Below are 21,693 nucleotides of genomic sequence, written 5' to 3' on the forward strand. Positions count from 1 at the left end.
GGAATTTTCAGTCATGCCGTAAATATTTTCACGCAGGTTCGTATTTTTTCAAACCGGATTGGACGATAACGAAAAGTTCCTTCAATGGCGGAATCAATGCCAGGGCGTAGAAAGCGAAGCCAACTCCGTAGATCAGTCCTCTTGCCGGGATGATAAAAATACTCACCCAAACGAGGATACTGCCAACCGTCGCAGAAACCAGACTCAGCCACGAGCCGCCCAGCGCGGGATTCGCGTCCTTAAGGAAGAATCGCCGTGCAATGTATGGGATGAGCGCGATGCCAAATTGCAGAACCCAGCCATAAATCAAAGCTTGCGGCGCGGTCGATTCGACAGGTCCGCCCTCGATGACGTGAAGAAGGATCAAAGGGGCGATCATGACCGGGAGCAATATCCATAGGTAAGACAAGACCAGATGCCATCCGCCTGCGAGATTCAATTTTCCGCTTTCTCTCAGCGCGCGAATCATCAAGACCACCAGCCAGATCGTGGACGAAAGATGGAGGACCAATCCTGTTACCGTTGGAGGCAGGCTGCCGCCGAGCCAGGGTCCCAGGACGAGCCCGAACGCACCGAGGGCCATGCCCCAAAAGATGTAATTGATCGCAGATTTTCCGCCCAGCGGTTTGCCTGTGATCATCGGGATGAAATCCACGAGAAGGCCGGCGAACACGAGCGACATGAAACCCCACGAATTTGCATGAATATGAGCTTCGAGCGGCACTTTTATGTAAAGGGCTTCACTCCAGTTGAGGAACAAACCTGTCCCGATGATGATGCCTACGAGCAAATAGAAAATACCCGTAATGTAGAATTTTAGGCTTGCAGGCGCATCGCCACCCCGAATCCTCCACAATTGCAGGAGCAATAACAACGCGGCGATGAAGATGAGCGTTCCGCCTGTAAAGATAATGGGGTGATTCATCCCGGCAAAACCTGCGACCAGCGCGATCAGACCTGCATTGAGGGTCAGCCATATGTCCCAACGCATGGCGGGTTTTTCCTTATTTGAAAGCGACGCAACGAGAACTGGCAGCAGTCCAAAGATGGCCTGCGAGATAATTCCAAGCGTGATGAAGTGGACGCGCACCCAACGCAAAGCCGGAAACGCGCTAAAGACGCTCATACTGACGAGGGAGGCGTCCGCTGCCGCAAACAAGGCGACAAAAATGTAGAGCAAAACAGTGAGTAAATACGGGATTGGCATTTGTACTCCTTTTATTTTCCATACCACATGCGGTTGAAAATGTTATCCTTCAATAGAAACTGATGATAGAACGCCGCGCCGACATGCAAAAGCACAAGCAGGAGGAGGGCGGGCGCAATAAAACCATGCAGGAGGCGTGCTGTAAAATTGTAAAAGTCCGCGGGCAGGGATGCGCCTGAACCGCCAAAAACAATCGGGGGAAGCCCGGCTTGCATGGATAGCGAAAGGCCACTGATGGCAATCAGGAAGACCATCAGGTAAAGCGCATAATGCACGAATTTTCCGATCCAATCGAAAACCGCATTCCCCGCCGTGACATGATGCGGTTTGGGCAGTTTTGCCCGCGCCACAAATCGGGCGACAATGACCATGAGTGTCAGGATGCCGACAGTCATATGAAAAGCCAATGGGGCAATTTTCGACACATCGTCATTGGGCAGACGGCTCATAAACTTGCCTAGGATGAATGCCGTGAGTACGAGCATCACGGTAAGCCAGTGAAATGTAACTTGCAATGGATGGTAACGAACAGCAGTGACTTTTTCCATGAGGTAACTCCTTGGGTAGGGGTCCGATAAAGAACAATTAATCGTCCTAGCGTTTGAACATTATTAACGCGAGGACGATCAACCAGATGACCACGCGAAACGACATCGCGCCAATACTTTGGACCGCGACCCCGCCACGGAAGATTGTCAGCAAGAGGAGGAGCACAACTGTGTGAATTGAGAATGTGCCGAGCGAAACGACAAGTGCATAACGGTTTTTGAACCACAGCAGAACAGCAGGCACAAGCGTCAACAACCCTACGGCGAAGTTATAAACCGGCAGCCAGGACAGAACCGAGTAACCCGGCCTCCAGCCTTTTATGACCATCCCGCCCGCCACGATGGACATTGCTCCGACTGCAAACGCAAGAAAGGCGGCAGGTTTGTACACGTCATTCTCCTCCTTTCGCGCCGAGAAAAATCACGCGTGTCCTCGCGTTCATGCCGCGTCTCGCTCCGGCAGGCGCGATGACAGTCACGCCGGGCTTGATATCGAACGCTTCATCCTCGACCGTGATCAATCCCGCACCTTCGATAAAGTAATACAACGCCGCCTCACCGGCATGCATGGGGATTTGCCCGCCAGCTTCAAGTCCGACCACCAGGGTCTTGAACTTGGGCGTATCGATCAAAAACTGCGGCTTGGGACCATCCGCTGAAAATACGGCATTGGATTTTATATCTGCAAAATAGATTTGATGTGGCTCTGGCATATCGTGATCTTTCTGATGCGCCTGACTCTAAACCAATCCCCCGCCTCCCGCCACGACTTTTGTCGCTTTTTTACAACCAAACTTTGTACTCGCTGATGCTTAAGCCCGATCCATCAACCCCGCCCGGTCCAGAATTCGGATCTGCTGTTTATTCATTTCGATCAATCCTGCCTTGGTCAATTCGCGGATAACCCGGCCGAGCACATCTGGAACGGTTCCGAGGCGGGCCGCAAGTTCGGTCTGATTCGTCCATCGTCGGCGCTCGATCAAATCCCCTTCGGCTTGATCCAGCAGCAACTGGATGAACCGTGCTTCCACGCTCTTCAAGGATAGGTCCGCTGCGAGGGTCACCAGGCTGATGATCTTATCAGCCATGTTCTCGATGATCTGCAAAGCTGAACCTGGATGCGCCAGAATTACTTCTTCCAGGGCATGGCGCGGAATCAGCCAGACACCTGACTCTTCCAGGGCAATCGCAGTGGCGGGATTTGCCTTTTTCGCAAGCACGCCCACTTCATTGAATATCTCCCCTTCAGTAATAAATCTCAGTACCTGCTCGCGCCCGTCGGGCGATGCTTTCAACACTTTCAATGAGCCGTATTGCAGATAAAACAGGTTCGACTCGACCTCTCCCTCCCAAAAAAGAACCTCATTAGGGGCGTAAACCTTCCAGGTGGAGCTCTCTGCCAGCCTTTTCAGGGTCTCGAAATCCAGACCGCGCAGGAAATCGAAACTTTGCAATCTTTTGAATAGAATCGCTTTATCTGCCATGGAGAAAGTTTAACATGAAAGTCGTGACCGTCTGTATCTTGACAACTCATCATACTCTCATGTAAACTCTGAACGCTATTAAATCTCAAAAGAAAGGAGCGCACTTCAAATGTCGTTGCAATTGCTAAACCTGCGTAAGAAATCCAACCGAATAACGACTTACCCCGAAGTGCGCCTGTTGACCGTTTAACCACGGCTCGATTTCCTGTGTCTTTCCAAAACACGGCGCACCCGCGCCGTGTTTTTTTGTCCGTTTTTTCCGTGAATCCGTTAGAAAGTCCGTTTACAACATGAACCTCTCATTCAAATCCTACTGGAACCTGCTCGCCGAACACATCCGCCCCCAGCGCGGACGGTTCATCCTGCTCGCCATGATGTTGTTCAGCAGCATCGGGTTAAAAATCTTCGCCCCGCAGATCATGCGTCTCTTTATCGACGACGCGCTGGCAGGCGAAGCCCTTTCCACGCTGATGTGGACAGCCGCCGCATTCATCGGTATCGCGCTGTTACAGCAAGGCGTTCACATCGGCGTGACCTACCTCGGCGAAAACGTGGCATGGACAGCCACCAACGCCCTGCGCGCCGAACTCGCCGAACACGCGCTCAAACTCGGCATGAAGTTCCACAACGACCACACGCCCGGCGAGTTGATCGAACGCATCGACGGTGACGTGACCGAGTTGGCAACCTTCTTCTCGCAGTTCGCGCTCAACCTCATCGCGAACGGACTTTTGCTCATCGGCATCCTCGTCACGCTTGCCATCGAAGATTGGCGCGTGGGCTTGGCATTCGCAGTTTACTCAGCGTTGACCATCGGCATCCTCGGCAGGCTCAAAGACATTGCCGTGCCACACCAGAAAGCAAGACGCGAAGCCGAAGGTCAGATGTACGGCTTTATTGAAGAACAACTGGCAGGCACCGAAGACATCCGCTCGAGCGGCGCGGTCGGCTTCTCCATCCGCGAACTCTTCCGCCATCAAGCCGAGATTCTCACGCATAATCGCCGCGCCCACTTCAAGCGCTGGATCATCGAAAACGCGATGGGTCTCGCGCTCACCACTGGTACGCTGCTCGCCATCACCAGCGGATACTGGCTCTTCACCGCAGGCGTCGTCACCATCGGCACGGTTTATCTTTTCGTCCATTACCTCAATCTGCTCGAAGAACCGTTCTGGGCGATGACGCACGAGATCGAAAGTTTCCAGACGATTGGCGCCTGTGTGGAACGTTTGACCGAATTCAAGCAGTTCCAACCTGAAACCAAAAATGAGACCGGCAAAGTGATCGACACACATCCGCTCGCGTTGGAATTCAAGGATGTATCCTTTTCTTATAACGGTGAAGACTCCGTCATCAAACGCCTCTCACTGGACCTCAAGCCTGCTTCTGTTTTGGGACTGCTTGGTCGCACCGGAAGCGGAAAGACCACCCTCGGACGCTTGATCTTCAACCTGTATTCCGTCAACGAAGGCAGCATCAAAATCAACGGCGAAGACTTGCAGGACATTCAACTAGACTCGCTTCGTCAAAACATCGCCATTGTGACGCAAGATGTGCAACTCTTCCGCGCATCCATCCGCGAGAACCTGACCTTCTTCGACCGCTCGATCCCCGATGACAAGATCATCGCCACACTTGAAGACCTCGAACTGGGCGACTGGTTCCGAACCCTCCCCAATGGTCTGGACACTCAACTGGAAACAGGATCAAGGTCGCTGTCCGCGGGTGAGGCGCAATTGCTGGCGTTCACGCGAGTCTTCCTGCGGAATCCTGGTCTGGTCATCCTCGACGAAGCCTCATCCCGCCTTGACCCTGCCACCGAGCAGAAACTCGAACACGCGATAGACAAACTGCTGCAAGGACGCACTGCCATCATCATCGCTCATCGGCTTGATACCCTGCACCGCGCCGATGACGTGCTCATCCTTGATAACGGCTCCGTGCTCGAATACGGCAACCGCAAAGAACTGGCATCCAACCCGAACGCAAGGTTTTATCAATTGCTGCAAACTGGCTTGGAAGAAGTTCTGGCGTAAGAGCAAAAACCACAAAGGAGACAAAGAGGCACAAAGGTTTGCCCTGAGCCTGTCAAAGGGAAACCCGTCAAAAAACCTTTGTGTACCTTTGTGACCCTTCGTGGTAAGGAAAGAATTTACAATGACCGAAACAACCCTCAACCCAAAAGACCTCAACATCCCCGCCCTGCCCGCGTGGAAAGTTGTGCTCGAACTCATCCGCTTTCGCCCCTGGCTGTGGATTGTTGACCTCGTTAGCGTCGCGCTCATTCGCTTCTGCTGGCAGGTTGCACCCGCACTCATCATCAAAGCCTTCTTCGATATGTTAACCGGTGAAGCGCCACTAACCTTTGGCATTTGGGCAGTCGTCGCTTTCCTCGCCGCCACCTGGCTTGGACGTGTCCTCGCCAGTTACGGGTTTTATTATGCCGACGTGCCCATCTTCGCAGATATGGGCACGCTCCTGCGAAAGAATTTGCTGACGCACATTCTCAAACGCCCTGGCGCGTCGCAACTGCCCGACTCAGCGGGTGAAGCCGTCAGCCGCTTCAAAAACGATGTGCAGGAATTGCCGCTCTTCGTCATCCTTGTCAACGATGTGATGGTTGGCTTGGCGATCATCGCCGTTTCCATCGTATTGATGACGCAGATCAGCCCTTCGGTCACGGTGATGGCGCTGATTCCATTGGTCATCGTCGGCATCGTTGCCAACATCGCCACCAAACGCATCGAACATTATCGCAGCGCGTCGCGTCAATCTGCGGGCAAAGTGACAGGCTTCATCGGTGAATTCTTTGGCGCAGTGCAAGCCGTGAAGATCGCCACCGCTGAAAAGAATATCATCAATCATTTTCACAGCATCAACGATGAACGACGCAAGTTAACCGTCCGCGAAAAACTTTTCGACGAAGTACTCGGCTCGCTTTACCGCAACACCTCCACACTGGGCACGGGTGTCATCCTGATCCTCGTCGGTCAGTCCATGCGCACTGGCAACTTCACCCTCGGCGACTTTTCGCTCTTCGTCTACCTCCTGCAAAGCATGGGCGACCTCACCACCTTCGGCGGCATGCTGTGGGCGCGTTACAAACAAATGGACGTCTCCGTCAAACGCATGTACCGCCTGATGGAAAATGCCTCGCTGGATGCGCTCGTTGAACATGCACAAATAGATCTGGATGGCGACTTGCCCGAAGTGACCTACCCGACCAAAACCGCCTCAGACCGACTGAATGAACTGGTCGCTGACCATCTGACCTTTCACTACCCGAACTCGGTCAACGGCATCGCAGACATTTCGCTCAAAATCAAACGCGGCTCGCTGACGGTCATCACAGGTCGCATCGGTTCCGGCAAGACGACACTGCTCCGCACATTGCTGGGTTTGCTCCCCGCCGATTCAGGCGAAATTCGCTGGAACGGACAAGTCATCACCGACGCTGGCAATTTCTTCGTCCCGCCACGTGTGGCTTATACCGCGCAAGTACCGCGTTTGTTCAGCAACACCCTGCGGAACAACATCCTGCTCGGCTTGAACCGTAGTGATGACGATATCTACAAAGCGACCAAACTCGCCGTCATGGACAGAGACTTGGAAATCCTCGATGACGACCTCGAAACAATGGTCGGCTCACGTGGAGTCAAACTCTCTGGCGGACAAGCCCAACGCACCGCCGCCGCCCGCATGTTCATCCGCGACACGGAATTGGTCGTCTTCGATGACCTTTCCAGCGCACTGGACGTGGAAACCGAACGTCAACTCTGGGAGCGCATCTTTGAATCAGGCAACGAATTAACTTGTCTCGTCGTCTCCCATCGCCGTCCACTTTTGAGGCGCGCAGACCACATCATCGTCCTCAAAGACGGCAAAGTCGAATCCGAGGGCACACTCGACGAACTCCTGGAGAGGAGCCCGGAAATGCGCGAACTTTGGAAATTGGAAGAACAACAATAACCACAAAGGAATGAAGGGTCACAAAGGAAAACCATAAAACCTTTGTGTACCTTTGTGACCCTTCGTGGTTGAGAAGGAGAATCTCATGCCCCAATCAACAACCGACCTAATCCACGCCGCACGCGAAGCCTTCAACCGCGCCATCGCCGAAAAAGACGCCAAACGCATCCGCCCATTGCTGGCAGCGAGTTATCATCTGATCACCGGTCGCAGCGACCAATTCCACGGAGCCGACGAGGAAGAAATACGTTGGGCTGAGCTTTTCAAACAAGACCCAACCGCCGTTTATCGTCGAACCCCGCGCGAGATCACCGCCAACGAACGTTGGGGCATCGCTGAAGAACTCGGCAACTGGCAGGGCGAGTACACTATAAAAGGTGAACTCGTACGCGCTTCAGGTGTCTACGCCGCCAAATGGCAGCGCACCACACAAGGTAACTGGGTATTGCAGGCAGAGGTTTTTACTACCATCAATTTTGATGAAGCCTGCGTACCACCTGACCCAATCGATTCGTAGGGCGGGCTTGTAGCCCGCCAATAAAGTTCGTCAGGCTAAAGACCCTACGGGTACATAGCCTGACCTACAGAAAGACAACCTCATGGACATCATCACAGGAAAGATCCTGAAACTCAACAACTGGCAAGATGGAAAAAGTATCGGACTTGCAAAAGAAGCCGGAAACAAAATGATCGCTAACGGCATGGAACGCGACGCGGCTCTTGCTCAACTCGAAGCTGTTCGCGCCAACCCAGGCAATTACCTCGCTGACAGTTTACTTGCCGACCTTGCCCGCGAGATTCTGCGCAAGAATAAAAACAACGAAGCCTCTGTCGAAGAACTTCGCGAATCGCCTCTGCCTTTCCCCATTTGGGGCGCAGAACAGATTGAACAGGGCGCAATTCAGCAGATGGAAAACGCCATGCGCCTGCCTGTGACTGTCACTGGCGCGCTCATGCCGGATGCGCACGTCGGTTATGGTCTGCCCATTGGCGGTGTACTGGCGACCGAGAATGTCGTCATCCCCTACGCCGTCGGTGTGGACATCGCCTGCCGTATGCGCCTGTCGTTATATGAGGTCTCACCGATCCTTATCGGACAGAAGAAGGGCATGTTCGAGGAATCCTTGTGGAATGAAACCGCCTTCGGTATGGGCGCTTCATGGAAAGGCAGTAAACGCGCCCAACATCAAGTGCTTGACGATGAAGCATGGCTGGCAACCAAGCAACTACGGACGTTGAAAGACACCGCCATGAATCAAATTGGCACCAGCGGCACGGGCAATCACTTTGTGGAATGGGGCTCGTTTCGCCTGCATGAACCGATGTTTGGATTACAGCCCGGCGAATATCTCGCCTTGCTCTCGCACAGCGGCTCGCGCGGAGTCGGCGCGAAGATCGCAGACCGCTTCAGTAAACTGGCAATGGAGAAACACCCCGACCTCGATAAGAGTGTCCGCCATTTGGCTTGGCTCACTCTGGATTCAGAAGATGGTCAGGAATACTGGCTTTCGATGGAATTGGCAGGTCGATTCGCCTCGGCGAATCACTACATCATCCACAAACGCGTGGCTGCAACTGTTGGGCTGAAGGAAGTGGCGGTGGTTGAAAATCACCACAACTTTGCCTGGCGCGAAACACTGCCCGATGGGCGTGAAGTCATCGTCCATCGCAAGGGAGCTACGCCTGCGGGTGTGGGAGTTCTCGGCGTGATCCCCGGCTCGATGGGAGATGCAGGCTACGTCGTCCGTGGAAGAGGCGTGAGCGAGTCGCTTGAGTCCGCTTCGCATGGAGCCGGTCGCAGAATGAGCCGGAAGGCTGCCATCAATTCCATCAGCAAGCGCGAACGGGACGACTACCTCAAAGAGCGCGGAGTAACCTTGCTTGGCGGCGGTATCGATGAAAGTCCGCAGGCATACAAAGCGATCGATGAGGTCATCACCGCCCAGCACGACTTGGTGGAGGTGATCGGAAAGTTCACCCCGCGCATCGTCCGCATGGCGGATGAGCCGGGCGATATTTAGAAGGGACAGGCACACCAAAAAGTGTGCCTGTCCCTTCCTTGCTAATATGATATTAAGGTGAGAAAATATCCGAAATCGCTCCTTCCCTGGGTTATTAACTTTCCAATAAAGCGCAATCCCCACCCTGTGAACTATCAGACGACCCGACTCTGTGGTCGGATTTTTCAGCGAAGTATTTTTATTAATCAGAGAGGATTTTATATGATGAAGTTACCATATTTTCACTGCCCTGTTCACAAGTTTGGCGATGAAGATTACGAATTCAAGCGTTACCAGTACGCCACGACATCGCAACCCAGGAAATGGATGTCTCCGGCGGCCATCATCTATCCCAAACATCCTGAAGCGGATCGCGACGTCGAGACAGCAATCCGCTTCGCCAGGGAGAATAACCTTGGTATAGCTGTGCGTACAGGCGGTCACGCCTATTCAGGCACCTCGTCAACATCCGACAAGAATATCCAACTCGATTTGAGCGAGGCATATACAGATTGGGGAGATTACGACACGGAAACCGGCTTGCTCCGTGTTGGTATTAGCCACTCACTGCTGGAATTCAACACAAAGTTGAAAGACAAGGGGCTTTTTATGCCGACCGGCCAATGCTACGATGTGCATGTCGGCGGCCATGCGCAAACGGGCGGGTACGGTCAGTTATCCCGCGCCTTTGGTCTTTTCAGCGACCATATTGTGTCCTTTGAGATATTCCTGGCAGATGGCACAAAGAGAACCATCGCCGTTGACAGCCCGGATCAAGAGGACAAGGATCTCTTTTTCGCCGTTCTCGGTGGCGGCCCCGGCAACTATGGCATTGTGACCCACATCACCCTCCGCCCGCTGAAGGATTCGGACCATAAATACGCTCGTGCTTTAAAGCAAGTCATTCCCTACGATCCAGCGCTCGATCACAACGTTTTAGTGCAGATGTTCGACCTTGTACAGGAGTGGGAGGATGCTCCGGGTGACTATGATTTCTGTTTCACGGTGGCGGCAGGCGAGGAAGACTATATCGCAAATCAACTTGGACGTGCTTCGAAAGATGACTTCATGATCAAGCATTTTGGAGATAAAAACGGTTCCTCTCCATTCACCGTCCTGGTGGTCTACTTCCAATACTCGAACCTGGATAACAAACCCGACACATATGACCCGAAGTGGTGCAATAAGATCGAGGCGATCCTCAAAACTGCAAACCATGGTGGCTCGTGGTGGGAGCGGTTAAAGATGTGGTTTGAACAGAAGATCCTCAATCTTATCGTGAAGCGTGACAACAGCAAAATTACGAAGATCTCGGAAAGTATTACGCAGCTATGGACCTTCGAGGGGACCCGCGAGTTCAACTACCCCTTCCTGAAGTATGGTCAGGTCACGGACAAAGTTGCGTCCCCCGGTTGGTCAGAGTGGGCAGCGTCGCGGATCGACGAGATGAGCGGGCGCAGTGATGAAGGTCTCATGGTGTTTGTCCAATGTCAGAATTTCGGCGGCAAGGACTCAGCCGTGACCAAGAACGGCAGGCGCAGGCAGACCTCATATGCATGGCGCAACACAACTGTCGGTTACAACCTTGACATTTTCTTTAATGGCAAAGTACCCGGGGCTCAAGAGTATGCGTGGCAATGGCACAAACGCAACCTTGAGGAGGGTGTTGGTCAATCTGGCATGTTCTCTACAACGGATCATCGCTGGTTTTGGGCAAGTCACGACAACACCGATATGCACGTGGTGTGGCCATATTACTACTCCTGGGAAGATTATGACAGGTGCCGCAGCGTCAAAAAGCAGGTGGATCCCACAGGCGTCTTCACCTCCAATTCGTTCGTTGTCGGATATACACCCGATAGCGCGCCAGCGCACGCCGCTTTGCCCGGTGCGCTGGATAAGGGATCAACCATTCCTGGCCGGTTCGAAGGGGAATTGGACGACGAGGTCTTCACTGAGGGGCATGCCGACCGCGCAAAACAACGCGCCCAAGCGAAAGGAATCAATACAGATAATATATTCCGATGAAGTCTAAGAGAACAGATATGACGCTGGATATTTATCTGCCACAAGATCGATTACAGGCGATCGCGAATGGGGCATCCCTGCCGGACCGTTCTTCAGGTACGGTGATGTTCGCGGATATTAGTGGCTTTACGGCGTTGACCGAATCTCTGCGAGAGACACTCGGTTCCCGCAAGGGCGCAGAGGAACTCACCAAAAGATTAGACGACGCCTTTACCGCTCTCATCGCCAGCCTGGAGCGTTATGGCGGAAGCGTGATCGGCTTTGCAGGTGATGCTATCACCTGCTGGTATGACGGCGAGGATGGCGCAGTTCGGGCGATCCATGCCGGGATTGAGATGCAGAAAGCCATCACAGATTTCCCGGATCTGTTCTTGAAGGTATCCATCGCCTCGGGAGAGGCGCGGCGATTTGTCGTGGGAGATCCATCCATTCAGCTCATCGATGTCCTGGCTGGGAGAACTGTCTCCCGCTCGGCTCTGGGTGAACGCTTGGCAGGCAAGGGCCAAGTATTGGTAGACGAAGCCACTGTCCAAACGCTGGGAGCTTCGTTGGAGGTGGATGAATGGCAGCTGGTGGACGGCGAAAAGTTCGCCGTGATTAAAAATATGGAGCAGAAAGCGGGAGAGCAAAAAACAACGCTTAAATCTCTTGACCCATCTTCCCTGAACCAGTGGGCATTGCCACATTTGCAAGGCAGGCAGGATTTTTTCAGTGAGTTCCGCCCATGTGTTGCAATGTTCATCCGCTTCTCAGGCATCGATTTTGAAGGCGACAACGCGCAATCTCTATTGGATGTGTTTGTGAAGGAGATGCAGAAATCCGCCGCCAGATACGATGGCGTCTTATTGCAGGTGACCATCGGCGATAAAGGCAGTTATGCTTACATCAATTTTGGCGCAGTGAATGCGCACGAAGACAATCCTCAGCGTGCATTGAAGGCGGCTCTGGAGCTCCGGAACAAAACCGAACTCCATCTGCAGATAGGCATCACACAAGGATTAATGCTGGTGGGAGCCTACGGCGGAGAAACCCGAAAGACATTCGGCGCCTTGGGCGATGATGTCAATCTCGCAGCAAGACTCATGATCACCGCCAGGGAAAGTGAAATATTGGTAAGCAGTCACATATACAAGGCTGTCAATGAATATTTCACTTTTGAAGCGCGCCCCGCGGTGATGGTAAAAGGGAAATCCAAGCCTATTCCTTTATATCAATTAATGGGCGAAACCCGGCGGCGAGCCGTACGCTTGCAGGAGCCGAACTACTCTCTGCCGATGGTGGGTCGGCAGGCTGAGTTGAGAAACATCGAAGAGAAGCTCGATCTGGCAAAAGAAGGGAAGAGCCAGGTGATCGGAATCGTGGCAGAGGCAGGCTTGGGCAAGTCCCGACTCGTGGCGGAGGTAATCCGCAGCGCGAGAAGAAAAGGATTCGCGGGCTTCGGCGGTTCGTGCCAATCTGACGGGTTGACGTCCCCTTATCTCACATGGAAGACGATATGGACTGCGCTATTCGATATCGATCCCGATGCCCCCCTGGAGAAACAGATCCGCATATTGGAAGGGAAACTAAAGGAGCATAACTCCGACCGGGTGGAAGCCCTGCCCCTGCTTGGACCGATATTGAACCTCGATATTCCCGATAACGACTTTACGCGCAACCTCGAACCTGAGCAGCGCAAGAACGTATTAACCACTCTGTTACAGAATTGCCTGGTCGCCGCCTCCAGGTCCGAACCGATCCTGATCGTGATGGAAGACCTGCACTGGATAGACGCGCTATCGCACGACCTGCTGGAAGCATTGGCAAAGGCGCTGGCAGATTGCTCCGTTTGTTTTGTGCTGGCATATCGCCCGCCCGAGTTGATGCGCCTGCAGGCGCCGCGAATCGAAGCCTTGCCATACTTTACAAATATAAAATTGGATGAATTTACCTCTGCCGAAGGAGAGCAGGCTGTCCGTGCAAAACTCGCGCAGTTGTATCCCTCGCAAAGCGGGGCTGCGCCGTCTCTGCTGGTGGAAAAATTGATGCATCGTTCACAGGGCAATCCGTTTTATCTCGAGGAATTGCTCAACTATTTACGTGACCGTGGCCTCGACCCGCGCGATTCAGCGGGACTGGATAAGATCGAACTCCCTGATAGTTTGCATACACTCGTCTTGAGCCGCATCGACCAATTAAGCGAACGTGAAAAAAATACATTGCGCGCGGCCAGCATTGTCGGGCGTTTCTTCCGCGCCGCCTGGTTGACGGGGTACTACCCCGCCCTTGGTGACCTGACACATGTCAAAACAGATCTGGATAAACTGGATACGCTGGACATCACCCCCCTGGATTCGGAACCGGAACTGACGTATCTGTTCAAACATATCGTCACGCATGAAGTGACGTACGAAAGCCTGCCCTTCGCCTTGCGGGCGCAATTGCACGAACAGTTGGCAGTGTACCTTGAAAGCATCGGTGCGCCTGTGGAGATGATCGCCCAGCATTACGGGCGCAGCAATAACCAGGGCAAACAGCGCGAATATTGGCACAAGGCTGGGGATGCCGCGAGGGAGGCATTTAACAATGAAGCCGCGCTGGATTACTACGAGCGGCTTTATCCCCTGATAAGCGAACCAGGGGAACAAGCCCGCTTATGTCTCAAGCGGGCGGAAGTCTACTATGGCCGGGGGCGGCTCGCGGAGGCGCGGGAAAATCTAACATTGGGTTTGAACTTGATCGGTCGGCCATTGCCGGCGACTGCTTTGCAGATACGAATCGGGCTGTCTGGGCAAGCCTTGAAGCAGGTTTGGCATCGGCTTTGGTTTTCAATCAACCCCATCCCGGATGATGCGGGGTCGGAGGCAGAGATCAACGACGATGATTTGGATTTACTGCGCGCATATGAACTCCTTATATTTATTGACACACTGGCAAACAAGATAGGTCCCATTGATTATTATCTGGGTATGAAAATTCTCAATATGGCGGAGTCAGCGCGGCATAAATCGCCGATATTGGCAAGGGCGTATGCCATCCTGGCTCTGGGTTTCGGCGTGATGCCGATCCCCATGCATGCTCTGGCACTGTCTTATTTTCGCCGGGCACGTGCCACATTGACCGGGCTCGATCATTTGTATACTCAGGCTTTTGTCTTGTGGAGGGAAGGTCAATATGCCCTCAATAACGGAAAATGGGAAGATGGTGAAAAAGCCTACCAACTGGCGCTGGAAATCAGCGATCGGCTGGGGGATCGTCGCAATTGGGCTTTTGCGCTCGTAAATCAGGGGAGACTTGCTCATTTTCGAGGCCAATTTGATCTGTCCATCAAGCGGTGCGCGGACGTTTATCAAAGCGGACAGGCAAGGAATCATTTGGAACATCAGGCATGGGGGTTGAACGGTCAAGCTGTGAGTTTGCTCCACCTCGGGAAAATAACCCAGGCTGCCGAACTGCTGGAAAAAGCTTTGGCGTTATATGCCTTGATCGCAGATTCGGGGACGGCAGAGCAATCAACCCTGGGAACACTCGCCGCTGTTTATTTCCAAAAAGGTGAACTTGAGAAAGCCCGGGACGCCGCCGATAAAACCGCCCGATTGCTGAAACAGGCTTCTGTTCGTATCGCTCCATCCTTCGATTCTTATAGTAATGTTGCACATGTATATTTGGCGTTGTGGGAAAAATCTGGAACCCAACGCGAAAAATCGGAGATGAAGACGCTCGCGGGGCGGGCCTGCCTTGCATTGCGTAAATTTGCGAGGACATATCCCATCGCCAAAGCCCGGGCATTAATGTGGCAGGGACTGTACGATTGGCTGGACGGAAAACCGCGCAACGCACAAAAGAACTGGCACAAAAGTTTGGCGGCGGCGCAGAAAATGTCCATGCCGTATGATGAAGCGCTGGTTTATCGCGAGATGGGGCGGCACGCCGCCGGTTCGGAACGGGACCTCAATCTGGCTCACGCCAACGAAATCTTTGGTCGGCTGGGAGTCGCTTTGGATGCCGACATGGATGCCGCGCCAATGATGGTTACACGTTGACAAGCCCCCTTACTTATTGATGTCCGAGCGTCCTGAAGTTACCACAGGGATCATACGTGTGCTTACCCGCCCTCTGCAAAACCGGGTGAACGACATCTCGCTCGTGAATGAATGTATCAAGGAACCTGAAAGCGCTCGATAGGAAAACTCCGTCGGGAGATTACCGGCATTTCCGTGACCTTTTCGTTATAATTACCTCATGCAGATCCAACCAAAAGATCCCCTCCTTCAGGAAACCCTGCTGAACTACTCACAGGAATCTGACCCGGTGAAACGCAAGCAGCTGGAGGATATTATCTGGCAGAAATATGGGAGTGAAAATACCGCCTTCGTTTTGGATATGTCCGGTTTCTCGCTCCTGACCCGCAAGTACGGGATCATCCATTATCTCTCCATGATCCGGCGCATGCAGCTGACCGTCGAGCCGATCATCGCGAACTACGGCGGGCGCATCATCAAATTCGAAGCGGATAATTGTTTTGCCGTCTTTCCCGATCCAGCCTCGGCGGCGCGGACTGCCATTACCATCCAGCATGCAATCGCCGCCGCGAACCTTCTCACCAGCGAAGAGATGGATATTCACGTCACCATCGGCATCGATTACGGAAGGATTCTTATTCTCAATGAGGACGACATGTATGGCGACGCCGTCAACCGCGCCTGTAAGATGGGAGAGGACCTGGGCAAGGCGGATGAAATCCTCATCACCAAGGAAGCCATGGATATGATTCCCGAGGAGGCGCAGATCGAAGGGAAACTCATTGAGGTTAGTATCGGAGGGATGAACACACCCGCCTACCAGATCATCTACCGGACGGATATGGAAGAAGAACAACAATGGGTGAATTTAGATTAGTAGATCCAGAAGCACGCTTAACCCGGTCATGAGGAACGGGAAGAAGATCGCCGCGAGTACGCGGTAGAAATCCCAGTTTTCAAAAGGCCAGGTGGGGGCTTTTTCAGTCATTTCGAGCATGGAACGCAGCGCCACGATTTGGCTGTTTTGGTTTATATCGTTCTCCGCTTCCAGGTCCTTCAGCAATCGGTCGTATTCATCCTGAAGTGAGTTCGAAATATGACGGATGGCATTCAAGCGCGCAAGCCGCATGCTTCGATGTGCCTGCCAGAATGGAAGAGAAAAAGCAAGGGGGATGAGAAGCAGGTACAGAACCAGATAGATTGCATCCTCGGGAAAGAGCGGATTCCCCCAAAAGAAACGCATCGCGATAAACATTCCCAACACACCGCCGAACCCGGCAAACCACAGACCATACCTGGTGACAGCCTCAAAGGATTCGCTGTATCTGGACTGACCGATCAGAACCGGGAGCGTGACGTGCCGGTAAATACGATTGAGGTTGAATGCCATCATCAGATGCCTTACCAGGGCAAGGAGGATAAGATAGAACAGGATGAACCGCGAAAATTGAAGGATGACCGCCATCAGCCAATTGTAGCTATACCAGCGCAGTCCGATATATTGGGAAACGTACAAAAAACCAAGAACCATCACCCCCGCGCCGACAAACACCCCAAGCAGCCACATACGCGATGTGGCATGCAAGATTCGCGATGCGCGCAAGGCTCCGCCGTGCATCCTATCGGACAGAAGGGGCAGGACTTTGCCATACACTCCGGCGATCGCTTCCGATTGCCAAACATAGAAATACATCACAACAGGATGGATGAACAAAAACCCAACCATGTTGACCCTGTCCGCGATGCTGCTGCGATCCAGTCCCTCGCGAGGGAGGAGCGTGCCGAAAATTGCCGGCAGTGCAAACATATAGACAGCAAAAGCCGAAAAGCTCAGCAGGGCTGCCTGCCAGGGTTTGAACTTCAAGCCAAAGAGGAAGCGCCCAAATGGATCCCTGCCAATCACATCTCGAGAAGTAATCGTAGTTTCCATACGCGCTTCCTCCGTCTATTTTCAACTTTTCTATGCCGGGAGTTTTTCCAGGATGCCGATGGCGTTCTCGATCCGCCGCAGGCAGACATCCCGCCCGATGACCTCCATGCTTTCAAACAAGGGCGGGCTGACCTTTTGACCAGTCACTGCGACTCGCAGAATGCCGAAAACCTGATTGGCGCTGAATCCGCTCTCTTCGACATATGCCCGCAGGGACGGTTCGCATCGTTCGTGACTGATGTCTGGTTGCGCTCCCAAAATTTGATACGCCCTTCGAGCGATCTCTGCTGATTGTTTCGCGTCCAATCCCTTTGCAATGAGGTCTTCGTGGTTGGGAGTCACTTCGTCCTTGAAAAAGAATGCGCCAAATGAAATGCAATCGTCCAGGGTGGTGAGACGCTCGCGGATGAGTGGAATTATCTTTAGCAGCACATCCTCTTTGACATTGAGTCCTTCACGGGTAAAGTAAGGTTTGAGGCAGGCTGCCAGGTCTTCGATCGTCAGGAGGCGGATGTGAGTCGCATTGAAGTGATCCAGTTTTTGGAAATTAATCGCGGCAGGAGAGGGGGTCAACGAGTCGATGGTGAAGCGGTCGATCATCTGCTCAACGGTCATCACGTCATCTTCGGCGACGCCCCACCCCATGAGCGCAGACCAATTCAAAACACCTTCGGGGGTAAAGCCAAGGTCTTGCATGTCCTTGATGAAGATGGAATAGCCGTCTTTCATAGCCTCTGCCGCCTCACGCTTGGACATTTTGCCCTTACCGCTCGGTTTCAAGAAAACGGAAAGGTGAATCCAGACAGGCTCCTCCCACCCGAATGCGCGGACGATGTTTACATGAAGCGGAAAAGTTCCCAGCCATTCCGAACCGCGCATGACGTGCGTGATCTGCATTTCATGGTCATCAACAATCGCGGCAAGATGATAGGTCGGCAATCCATCGGTCTTGAGGATGACTTGATCGTTCAATTGTTTGTTTTCGGTGGTGATATCTCCGCGGAGGTGGTCATGCGCAACAGTCGCACCTTCATGCGGGATTTTGAAACGAACGGTGTGGGCTTCGCCGCTGGCAACACGTTTGGCTGCCTCCTCAGGTGGAATGACGCGGCAGGTGCCGTCGTAGCGGGGATTTTCCTTTCGTCTCATTTGTTCCTGGCGGACTTTTTCAAGCCGCTCAGGTGTGCAGAAACAAGGGTAGGCATGTCCTTTATCCACGAGAATTCTGGCGTGCGCCTGATAAATATCGCGCCGCTCCGTTTGACGGTATGGACCGAACGGACCGCCAATATCTGGACCTTCATCATATTGCAATCCAAGCCAGCGCAAGCCGTCCATAATCTCCTGCTCGGCGCCGGGCACGGTGCGTTTCAGGTCCGTATCCTCAATGCGAAGGACAAACTGACCGCCGGTCTTTTTGGCAAGCAGATAATCATACAATGCGACTCGTGCCGTGCCGAGATGCATGTGACCTGTCGGCGAAGGCGCGATACGGGTGCGGGCGGGTTCGATGGACAAAGATGCGACTCCTGATCGTCGATGGACAGCAACCCATCGTCTCTGGACTTTTTTAGAATTCTAGCTCTTTCTGGCGCATGACGACGGATTGTACCAAACCGATGCCGATCATGAGCGCGGTGAGGCCGCTGCCGCCATAACTGATGAAAGGCAGGGGCAGCCCGGAAACAGGCAACAGATTCAAATTCATGCCGATATTCACCGCCCCCTGGAAAAAGATCAATGTAGCCACACCGATGGCCAGCATGGCGCCCGATACATCCCTTGCCTTTTGCGCCGCGCGGATGCAGCGCCAGACAACCAGTCCAAGCGTGATAATGATCAGCAACCCACCCGCCATGCCGAACTCTTCAGAGGCTGCCGCAAAAATAAAATCGGTGTGACGGACCTTCAAGAAACGGAGCTGGGTTTGCGATCCATAACCATATCCCTGACCGGACACCCCCCCCGACCCGACCGCAATTAACGCCTGTTGAACGTTGTAACGATTCCCGAAGGTGTCGTTTGGATTTGGCACGACGAAATTGACAATGCGTTCCTGCTGGTAAGCCTGCATGCCGGGGATCTGGACTCCCAGGACCGAAAGGGTTATCACAGTTCCCAACAACAGAAAACCCAGCAAGGCGGCAATCACCACCTGTCTGACCTGAATTCCATTGACCCAGAGCATGACCGCAAGGATCACAGACAACACCATGACGTTGCTCAGGTTGGGCTGCAGGAGAATCAAACCGATGATCCAGATCGCGCGAAAAAACGCGCCCGCCATCCAACGCAAATCGCGAGGTTGATCGCGTGTGACTTCGAAGTACCGCGCCAAGACAATAAGAGCGACGATCTTCGCGAATTCAGTAGGCTGAAGGAACAATACCCCCACCTGGAACCAGCGCTGCGCGCCAAACGCCTCCTGCCCAAAACCAGTGAGCGTGAGGAGAAAACCGATGATGACAAGGTGGATCGGCCGGTAGAGCGAGATCCAATAGCGATAGTCGATGGAGGCGAGCAGGAAGATCAACACCACGCCCAAAATGGCGAAATATACCTGGCGTGAAATGAGCGGCTGAAGGACTTCATTCCCCGCGATCGCCGAGCGAATCATCACGGTGCCAAAGGCGGAAGCCAGCACCACCGCGCCTAAAAGCAGAAAATCGAAATTTCTCCAGGAGAGTCCACGTTCCATGATAAAAACATGAATGCACCCGATATCTCACAGGTTCATCCATGTCCGTGTTCTGAAGGATCAACCTGTGCGATGACGCGACGAACTTTTTAAGGGGATATCAGCGACCAAACGCTGTTCACGTCCGTCCCGTTCCAATTCGATGCGAACAGCTTCAGGGTCGATCTCGATATATTGCGAGATTGCCTTGAGCAGATCGTCCTTTAACGATTCCAATTGACCGGGAGTCAGGTCGGTGCGGTCATGCACAAGAACCAATTGCAGACGTTCCTTGGCGCTTGCCGCGCTTCGTTTGCGGGTGAAAAATTTCATTTCACTTCCTTCCCGCCAGGCGTTGAATGGCGTTCCATAACCCGCTTTGCGGAGCGAGGTCGAGGAAAGGCACATCCTCTCCTTGCAGGCGTTTGGCAATATTCCGGAATGCCGTCCCGGCCCTGCTCTTCCCGTCGGTGACGACAGGCGCACCCCTGTTCGAGCCGATGATCACAGTCTCATCCTCAGGCACGATGCCAATCAGGCGAATCCCCAACAGGTCGAGCACATCCTCTGCCGAGAGCATGTCGTTATTCTTGACAAGTGTTGGATTGAGCCGGTTGATGATCAGGGACGGGTTGCCTTTCTCCTCTGCTTCGAGGATTCCCACCACCCGATCCGCATCGCGCACCGCGCTGACCTCGGGATTCGTCACCACGATGACGCTGTCAGCTGCGGCTATCGCGTTTCGGAATCCGCGTTCGATGCCCGCAGGCGAATCGATGATCACGAAGTCGGCATCTGCTCTTAGGTCTTTACAGATGCGCACCATATCCGATGGGGAAACTGCGTTCTTGTCCCGGGTTTGCGCAGCTGGCAAAAGATACATTTCGGGATAATGCTTATCCCGGATCATCGCCTGCTTAAGTTTGCAGCGCCCCTCGATCACATCCACAATATCGTACACGATGCGGTTTTCGAGCCCCATCACCACATCAAGGTTGCGCAAACCGATATCGCCGTCGATACAAACAACGCGTTTACCGTCCATGGCGAGCGCCGTGGCGAGGTTGGCGACCGCGGTGGTCTTACCCACGCCGCCCTTGCCGGAAGTAATCGTAAATACTTGAGCGGTCATATCATTTCCTAGTTGTGGTTTCGCCGGGCGACCAGAGTTCGGCTTGCAGTTTGCCTTCATGGTTGATACTTGCGACCTCGGGTCTCGGGTCCTTCTGCGGCTTCAGCATGGCAGACACTTCGTCTGCGATGCGCAATTGGTTGGCAGAGAGATCAAGCGCGCAGATGAATGCTTCGCGGTTGCCTTTTGCCCCGGCATGGATCACGCCTCGCACCCGTCCCCAAACGATGACGTTCCCTTCTGCGATGATCTCCGCGCCGGGGTTGACATCACCGTAAACTACGACATGTCCGGGGTATTCGATTCGTGTGCCAGATCGGACGGTTTTCGCAACAAAGAGCGCAGAATCCTCGGGGATGGATTCAAGGACATGCCTGGCTTCTTCGGGTCTCGGTTTGGAAATTCGCGTGGCAAGGCCAAGCAATTGGGCGGTGGTTTCCGTCGTGGGCGATTCGCTGACAACCGCCCAGAGAGTGATGTTACGTTCCGAAAGCCAGTCTCTCAGGTCCACAAGGTCATTCACTTTCAGAACCTGCGACCCGACATCCATGGCAAGCCTCGCCCCCTGGAAGAATGTGGAGCGCTCGGTGATCTGAAGCATGAGCGCGTCACGCTGATCGCCCCAGTCAGCATCCGCAAAAGTCGCCAACAGGCCGTCGCGGATTCCCTTGATCTGTACGATAGAAGAAGTCGATTCCATAAATGCGTTCATTCAGG

At 53.5% G+C, this 21,693-nt stretch carries 18 protein-coding genes; 7 read left to right on the top strand and 11 right to left on the bottom strand.

The genetic code is table 11. The features are described from left to right. Positions 1-28: 28 nt before the first annotated feature. From HS100_22080 to HS100_22100, 5 genes are all read right to left on the bottom strand, one after another. Positions 29-1,207, bottom strand: a complete 1,179-nt coding sequence (locus HS100_22080; protein ID MBE7436620.1) for a hypothetical protein — start codon at positions 1,205-1,207, stop codon at positions 29-31. 11 nt (positions 1,208-1,218) lie between these two features. Continuing rightward, on the bottom strand, positions 1,219-1,755 hold the full coding sequence (locus HS100_22085) for a cytochrome b (GenBank protein ID MBE7436621.1): 537 nt from the start codon (positions 1,753-1,755) through the stop codon (positions 1,219-1,221). 46 nt (positions 1,756-1,801) lie between these two features. After that, on the bottom strand, positions 1,802-2,146 hold the full coding sequence (locus HS100_22090) for a hypothetical protein (protein MBE7436622.1): 345 nt from the start codon (positions 2,144-2,146) through the stop codon (positions 1,802-1,804). A gap of 1 nt (position 2,147) precedes the next feature. Beyond that, positions 2,148-2,468 carry a cupin domain-containing protein gene (locus HS100_22095; GenBank protein MBE7436623.1) on the bottom strand — a complete coding sequence of 107 codons (321 nt, stop codon included), beginning with the start codon at positions 2,466-2,468 and terminating at the stop codon, positions 2,148-2,150. Positions 2,469-2,567: 99 nt separating this feature from the next. Next, on the bottom strand, positions 2,568-3,239 hold the full coding sequence (locus HS100_22100; protein MBE7436624.1) for a Crp/Fnr family transcriptional regulator: 672 nt from the start codon (positions 3,237-3,239) through the stop codon (positions 2,568-2,570). A 290-nt stretch (positions 3,240-3,529) separates the two neighbouring features. Between HS100_22100 and HS100_22105 the strand changes: the two genes are divergently transcribed. The 7 genes from HS100_22105 to HS100_22135 all read left to right on the top strand — a co-directional run bounded on the left by HS100_22105 (position 3,530) and on the right by HS100_22135 (position 16,114). Next, entirely contained in the window at positions 3,530-5,275 is a 1,746-nt protein-coding gene (locus HS100_22105; GenBank protein ID MBE7436625.1) for an ABC transporter ATP-binding protein, read from the top strand. Positions 5,276-5,396: 121 nt separating this feature from the next. Then, positions 5,397-7,208 (top strand): ABC transporter ATP-binding protein, encoded by a 1,812-nt coding sequence (locus HS100_22110; GenBank protein ID MBE7436626.1) that lies wholly within the window; start codon positions 5,397-5,399, stop codon positions 7,206-7,208. An 85-nt stretch (positions 7,209-7,293) separates the two neighbouring features. Continuing rightward, positions 7,294-7,725, top strand: coding sequence for a nuclear transport factor 2 family protein (locus tag HS100_22115; GenBank protein MBE7436627.1), 432 nt, complete (start codon positions 7,294-7,296; stop codon positions 7,723-7,725). Positions 7,726-7,894: 169 nt separating this feature from the next. Further along, positions 7,895-9,229 carry an RtcB family protein gene (locus tag HS100_22120; protein ID MBE7436628.1) on the top strand — a complete coding sequence of 445 codons (1,335 nt, stop codon included), beginning with the start codon at positions 7,895-7,897 and terminating at the stop codon, positions 9,227-9,229. Between the two features lie 57 nt (positions 9,230-9,286). After that, positions 9,287-11,236, top strand: coding sequence for an FAD-dependent oxidoreductase (locus HS100_22125; GenBank protein ID MBE7436629.1), 1,950 nt, complete (start codon positions 9,287-9,289; stop codon positions 11,234-11,236). Positions 11,237-11,253: 17 nt separating this feature from the next. Further along, positions 11,254-15,258, top strand: a complete 4,005-nt coding sequence (locus HS100_22130) for an AAA family ATPase (protein ID MBE7436630.1) — start codon at positions 11,254-11,256, stop codon at positions 15,256-15,258. A gap of 199 nt (positions 15,259-15,457) precedes the next feature. Next, positions 15,458-16,114 carry an adenylate/guanylate cyclase domain-containing protein gene (locus HS100_22135; protein MBE7436631.1) on the top strand — a complete coding sequence of 219 codons (657 nt, stop codon included), beginning with the start codon at positions 15,458-15,460 and terminating at the stop codon, positions 16,112-16,114. On the opposite strand, the gene HS100_22140 is transcribed toward HS100_22135, so the two are convergent. From HS100_22140 to minC, 6 genes are read right to left on the bottom strand one after another with little or no spacing between them, the layout of a single operon-like run. Continuing rightward, on the bottom strand, positions 16,106-17,167 hold the full coding sequence (locus tag HS100_22140; GenBank protein ID MBE7436632.1) for a hypothetical protein: 1,062 nt from the start codon (positions 17,165-17,167) through the stop codon (positions 16,106-16,108). The genes HS100_22135 and HS100_22140 overlap by 9 nt on opposite strands. Before the next feature lie 30 nt (positions 17,168-17,197). Further along, positions 17,198-18,685, bottom strand: coding sequence for a glutamate--tRNA ligase (locus HS100_22145; GenBank protein MBE7436633.1), 1,488 nt, complete (start codon positions 18,683-18,685; stop codon positions 17,198-17,200). Positions 18,686-18,737: 52 nt separating this feature from the next. Further along, positions 18,738-19,865: an FtsW/RodA/SpoVE family cell cycle protein gene (locus tag HS100_22150; GenBank protein ID MBE7436634.1), complete on the bottom strand. Its 1,128-nt coding sequence runs from the start codon at positions 19,863-19,865 to the stop codon at positions 18,738-18,740. A gap of 60 nt (positions 19,866-19,925) precedes the next feature. Continuing rightward, positions 19,926-20,177 (bottom strand): cell division topological specificity factor MinE, encoded by a 252-nt coding sequence (gene minE / locus HS100_22155; GenBank protein ID MBE7436635.1) that lies wholly within the window; start codon positions 20,175-20,177, stop codon positions 19,926-19,928. A gap of 1 nt (position 20,178) precedes the next feature. Further along, positions 20,179-20,976: a septum site-determining protein MinD gene (gene minD / locus HS100_22160; protein MBE7436636.1), complete on the bottom strand. Its 798-nt coding sequence runs from the start codon at positions 20,974-20,976 to the stop codon at positions 20,179-20,181. A 1-nt stretch (position 20,977) separates the two neighbouring features. Then, the gene (gene minC / locus HS100_22165) at positions 20,978-21,676 is read right to left on the bottom strand and encodes a septum site-determining protein MinC (GenBank protein MBE7436637.1); all 699 of its coding nucleotides are present in this window, start codon (positions 21,674-21,676) and stop codon (positions 20,978-20,980) included. Positions 21,677-21,693: the final 17 nt, after the last annotated feature.

The organism is Anaerolineales bacterium, assembly GCA_015075725.1.
Classification (GTDB): domain Bacteria; phylum Chloroflexota; class Anaerolineae; order Anaerolineales; family Villigracilaceae; genus Villigracilis.

Coding starts and splice junctions, on each gene's coding strand:
- HS100_22120 (MBE7436628.1), top strand. CDS start 7,895: ATGATCGCTAACGGCATGGAACGCGACGCGGCTCTTGCTCAACTCGAA.
- HS100_22110 (MBE7436626.1), top strand. CDS start 5,397: ATGACCGAAACAACCCTCAACCCAAAAGACCTCAACATCCCCGCCCTG.
- HS100_22100 (MBE7436624.1), bottom strand. CDS start 3,239: ATGGCAGATAAAGCGATTCTATTCAAAAGATTGCAAAGTTTCGATTTC.
- HS100_22135 (MBE7436631.1), top strand. CDS start 15,458: ATGCAGATCCAACCAAAAGATCCCCTCCTTCAGGAAACCCTGCTGAAC.
- HS100_22095 (MBE7436623.1), bottom strand. CDS start 2,468: ATGCCAGAGCCACATCAAATCTATTTTGCAGATATAAAATCCAATGCC.
- HS100_22150 (MBE7436634.1), bottom strand. CDS start 19,865: ATGGAACGTGGACTCTCCTGGAGAAATTTCGATTTTCTGCTTTTAGGC.
- minC (MBE7436637.1), bottom strand. CDS start 21,676: ATGGAATCGACTTCTTCTATCGTACAGATCAAGGGAATCCGCGACGGC.
- HS100_22130 (MBE7436630.1), top strand. CDS start 11,254: ATGACGCTGGATATTTATCTGCCACAAGATCGATTACAGGCGATCGCG.
- minD (MBE7436636.1), bottom strand. CDS start 20,976: ATGACCGCTCAAGTATTTACGATTACTTCCGGCAAGGGCGGCGTGGGT.
- HS100_22140 (MBE7436632.1), bottom strand. CDS start 17,167: ATGGAAACTACGATTACTTCTCGAGATGTGATTGGCAGGGATCCATTT.
- minE (MBE7436635.1), bottom strand. CDS start 20,177: ATGAAATTTTTCACCCGCAAACGAAGCGCGGCAAGCGCCAAGGAACGT.
- HS100_22085 (MBE7436621.1), bottom strand. CDS start 1,755: ATGGAAAAAGTCACTGCTGTTCGTTACCATCCATTGCAAGTTACATTT.
- HS100_22080 (MBE7436620.1), bottom strand. CDS start 1,207: ATGCCAATCCCGTATTTACTCACTGTTTTGCTCTACATTTTTGTCGCC.
- HS100_22105 (MBE7436625.1), top strand. CDS start 3,530: ATGAACCTCTCATTCAAATCCTACTGGAACCTGCTCGCCGAACACATC.
- HS100_22115 (MBE7436627.1), top strand. CDS start 7,294: ATGCCCCAATCAACAACCGACCTAATCCACGCCGCACGCGAAGCCTTC.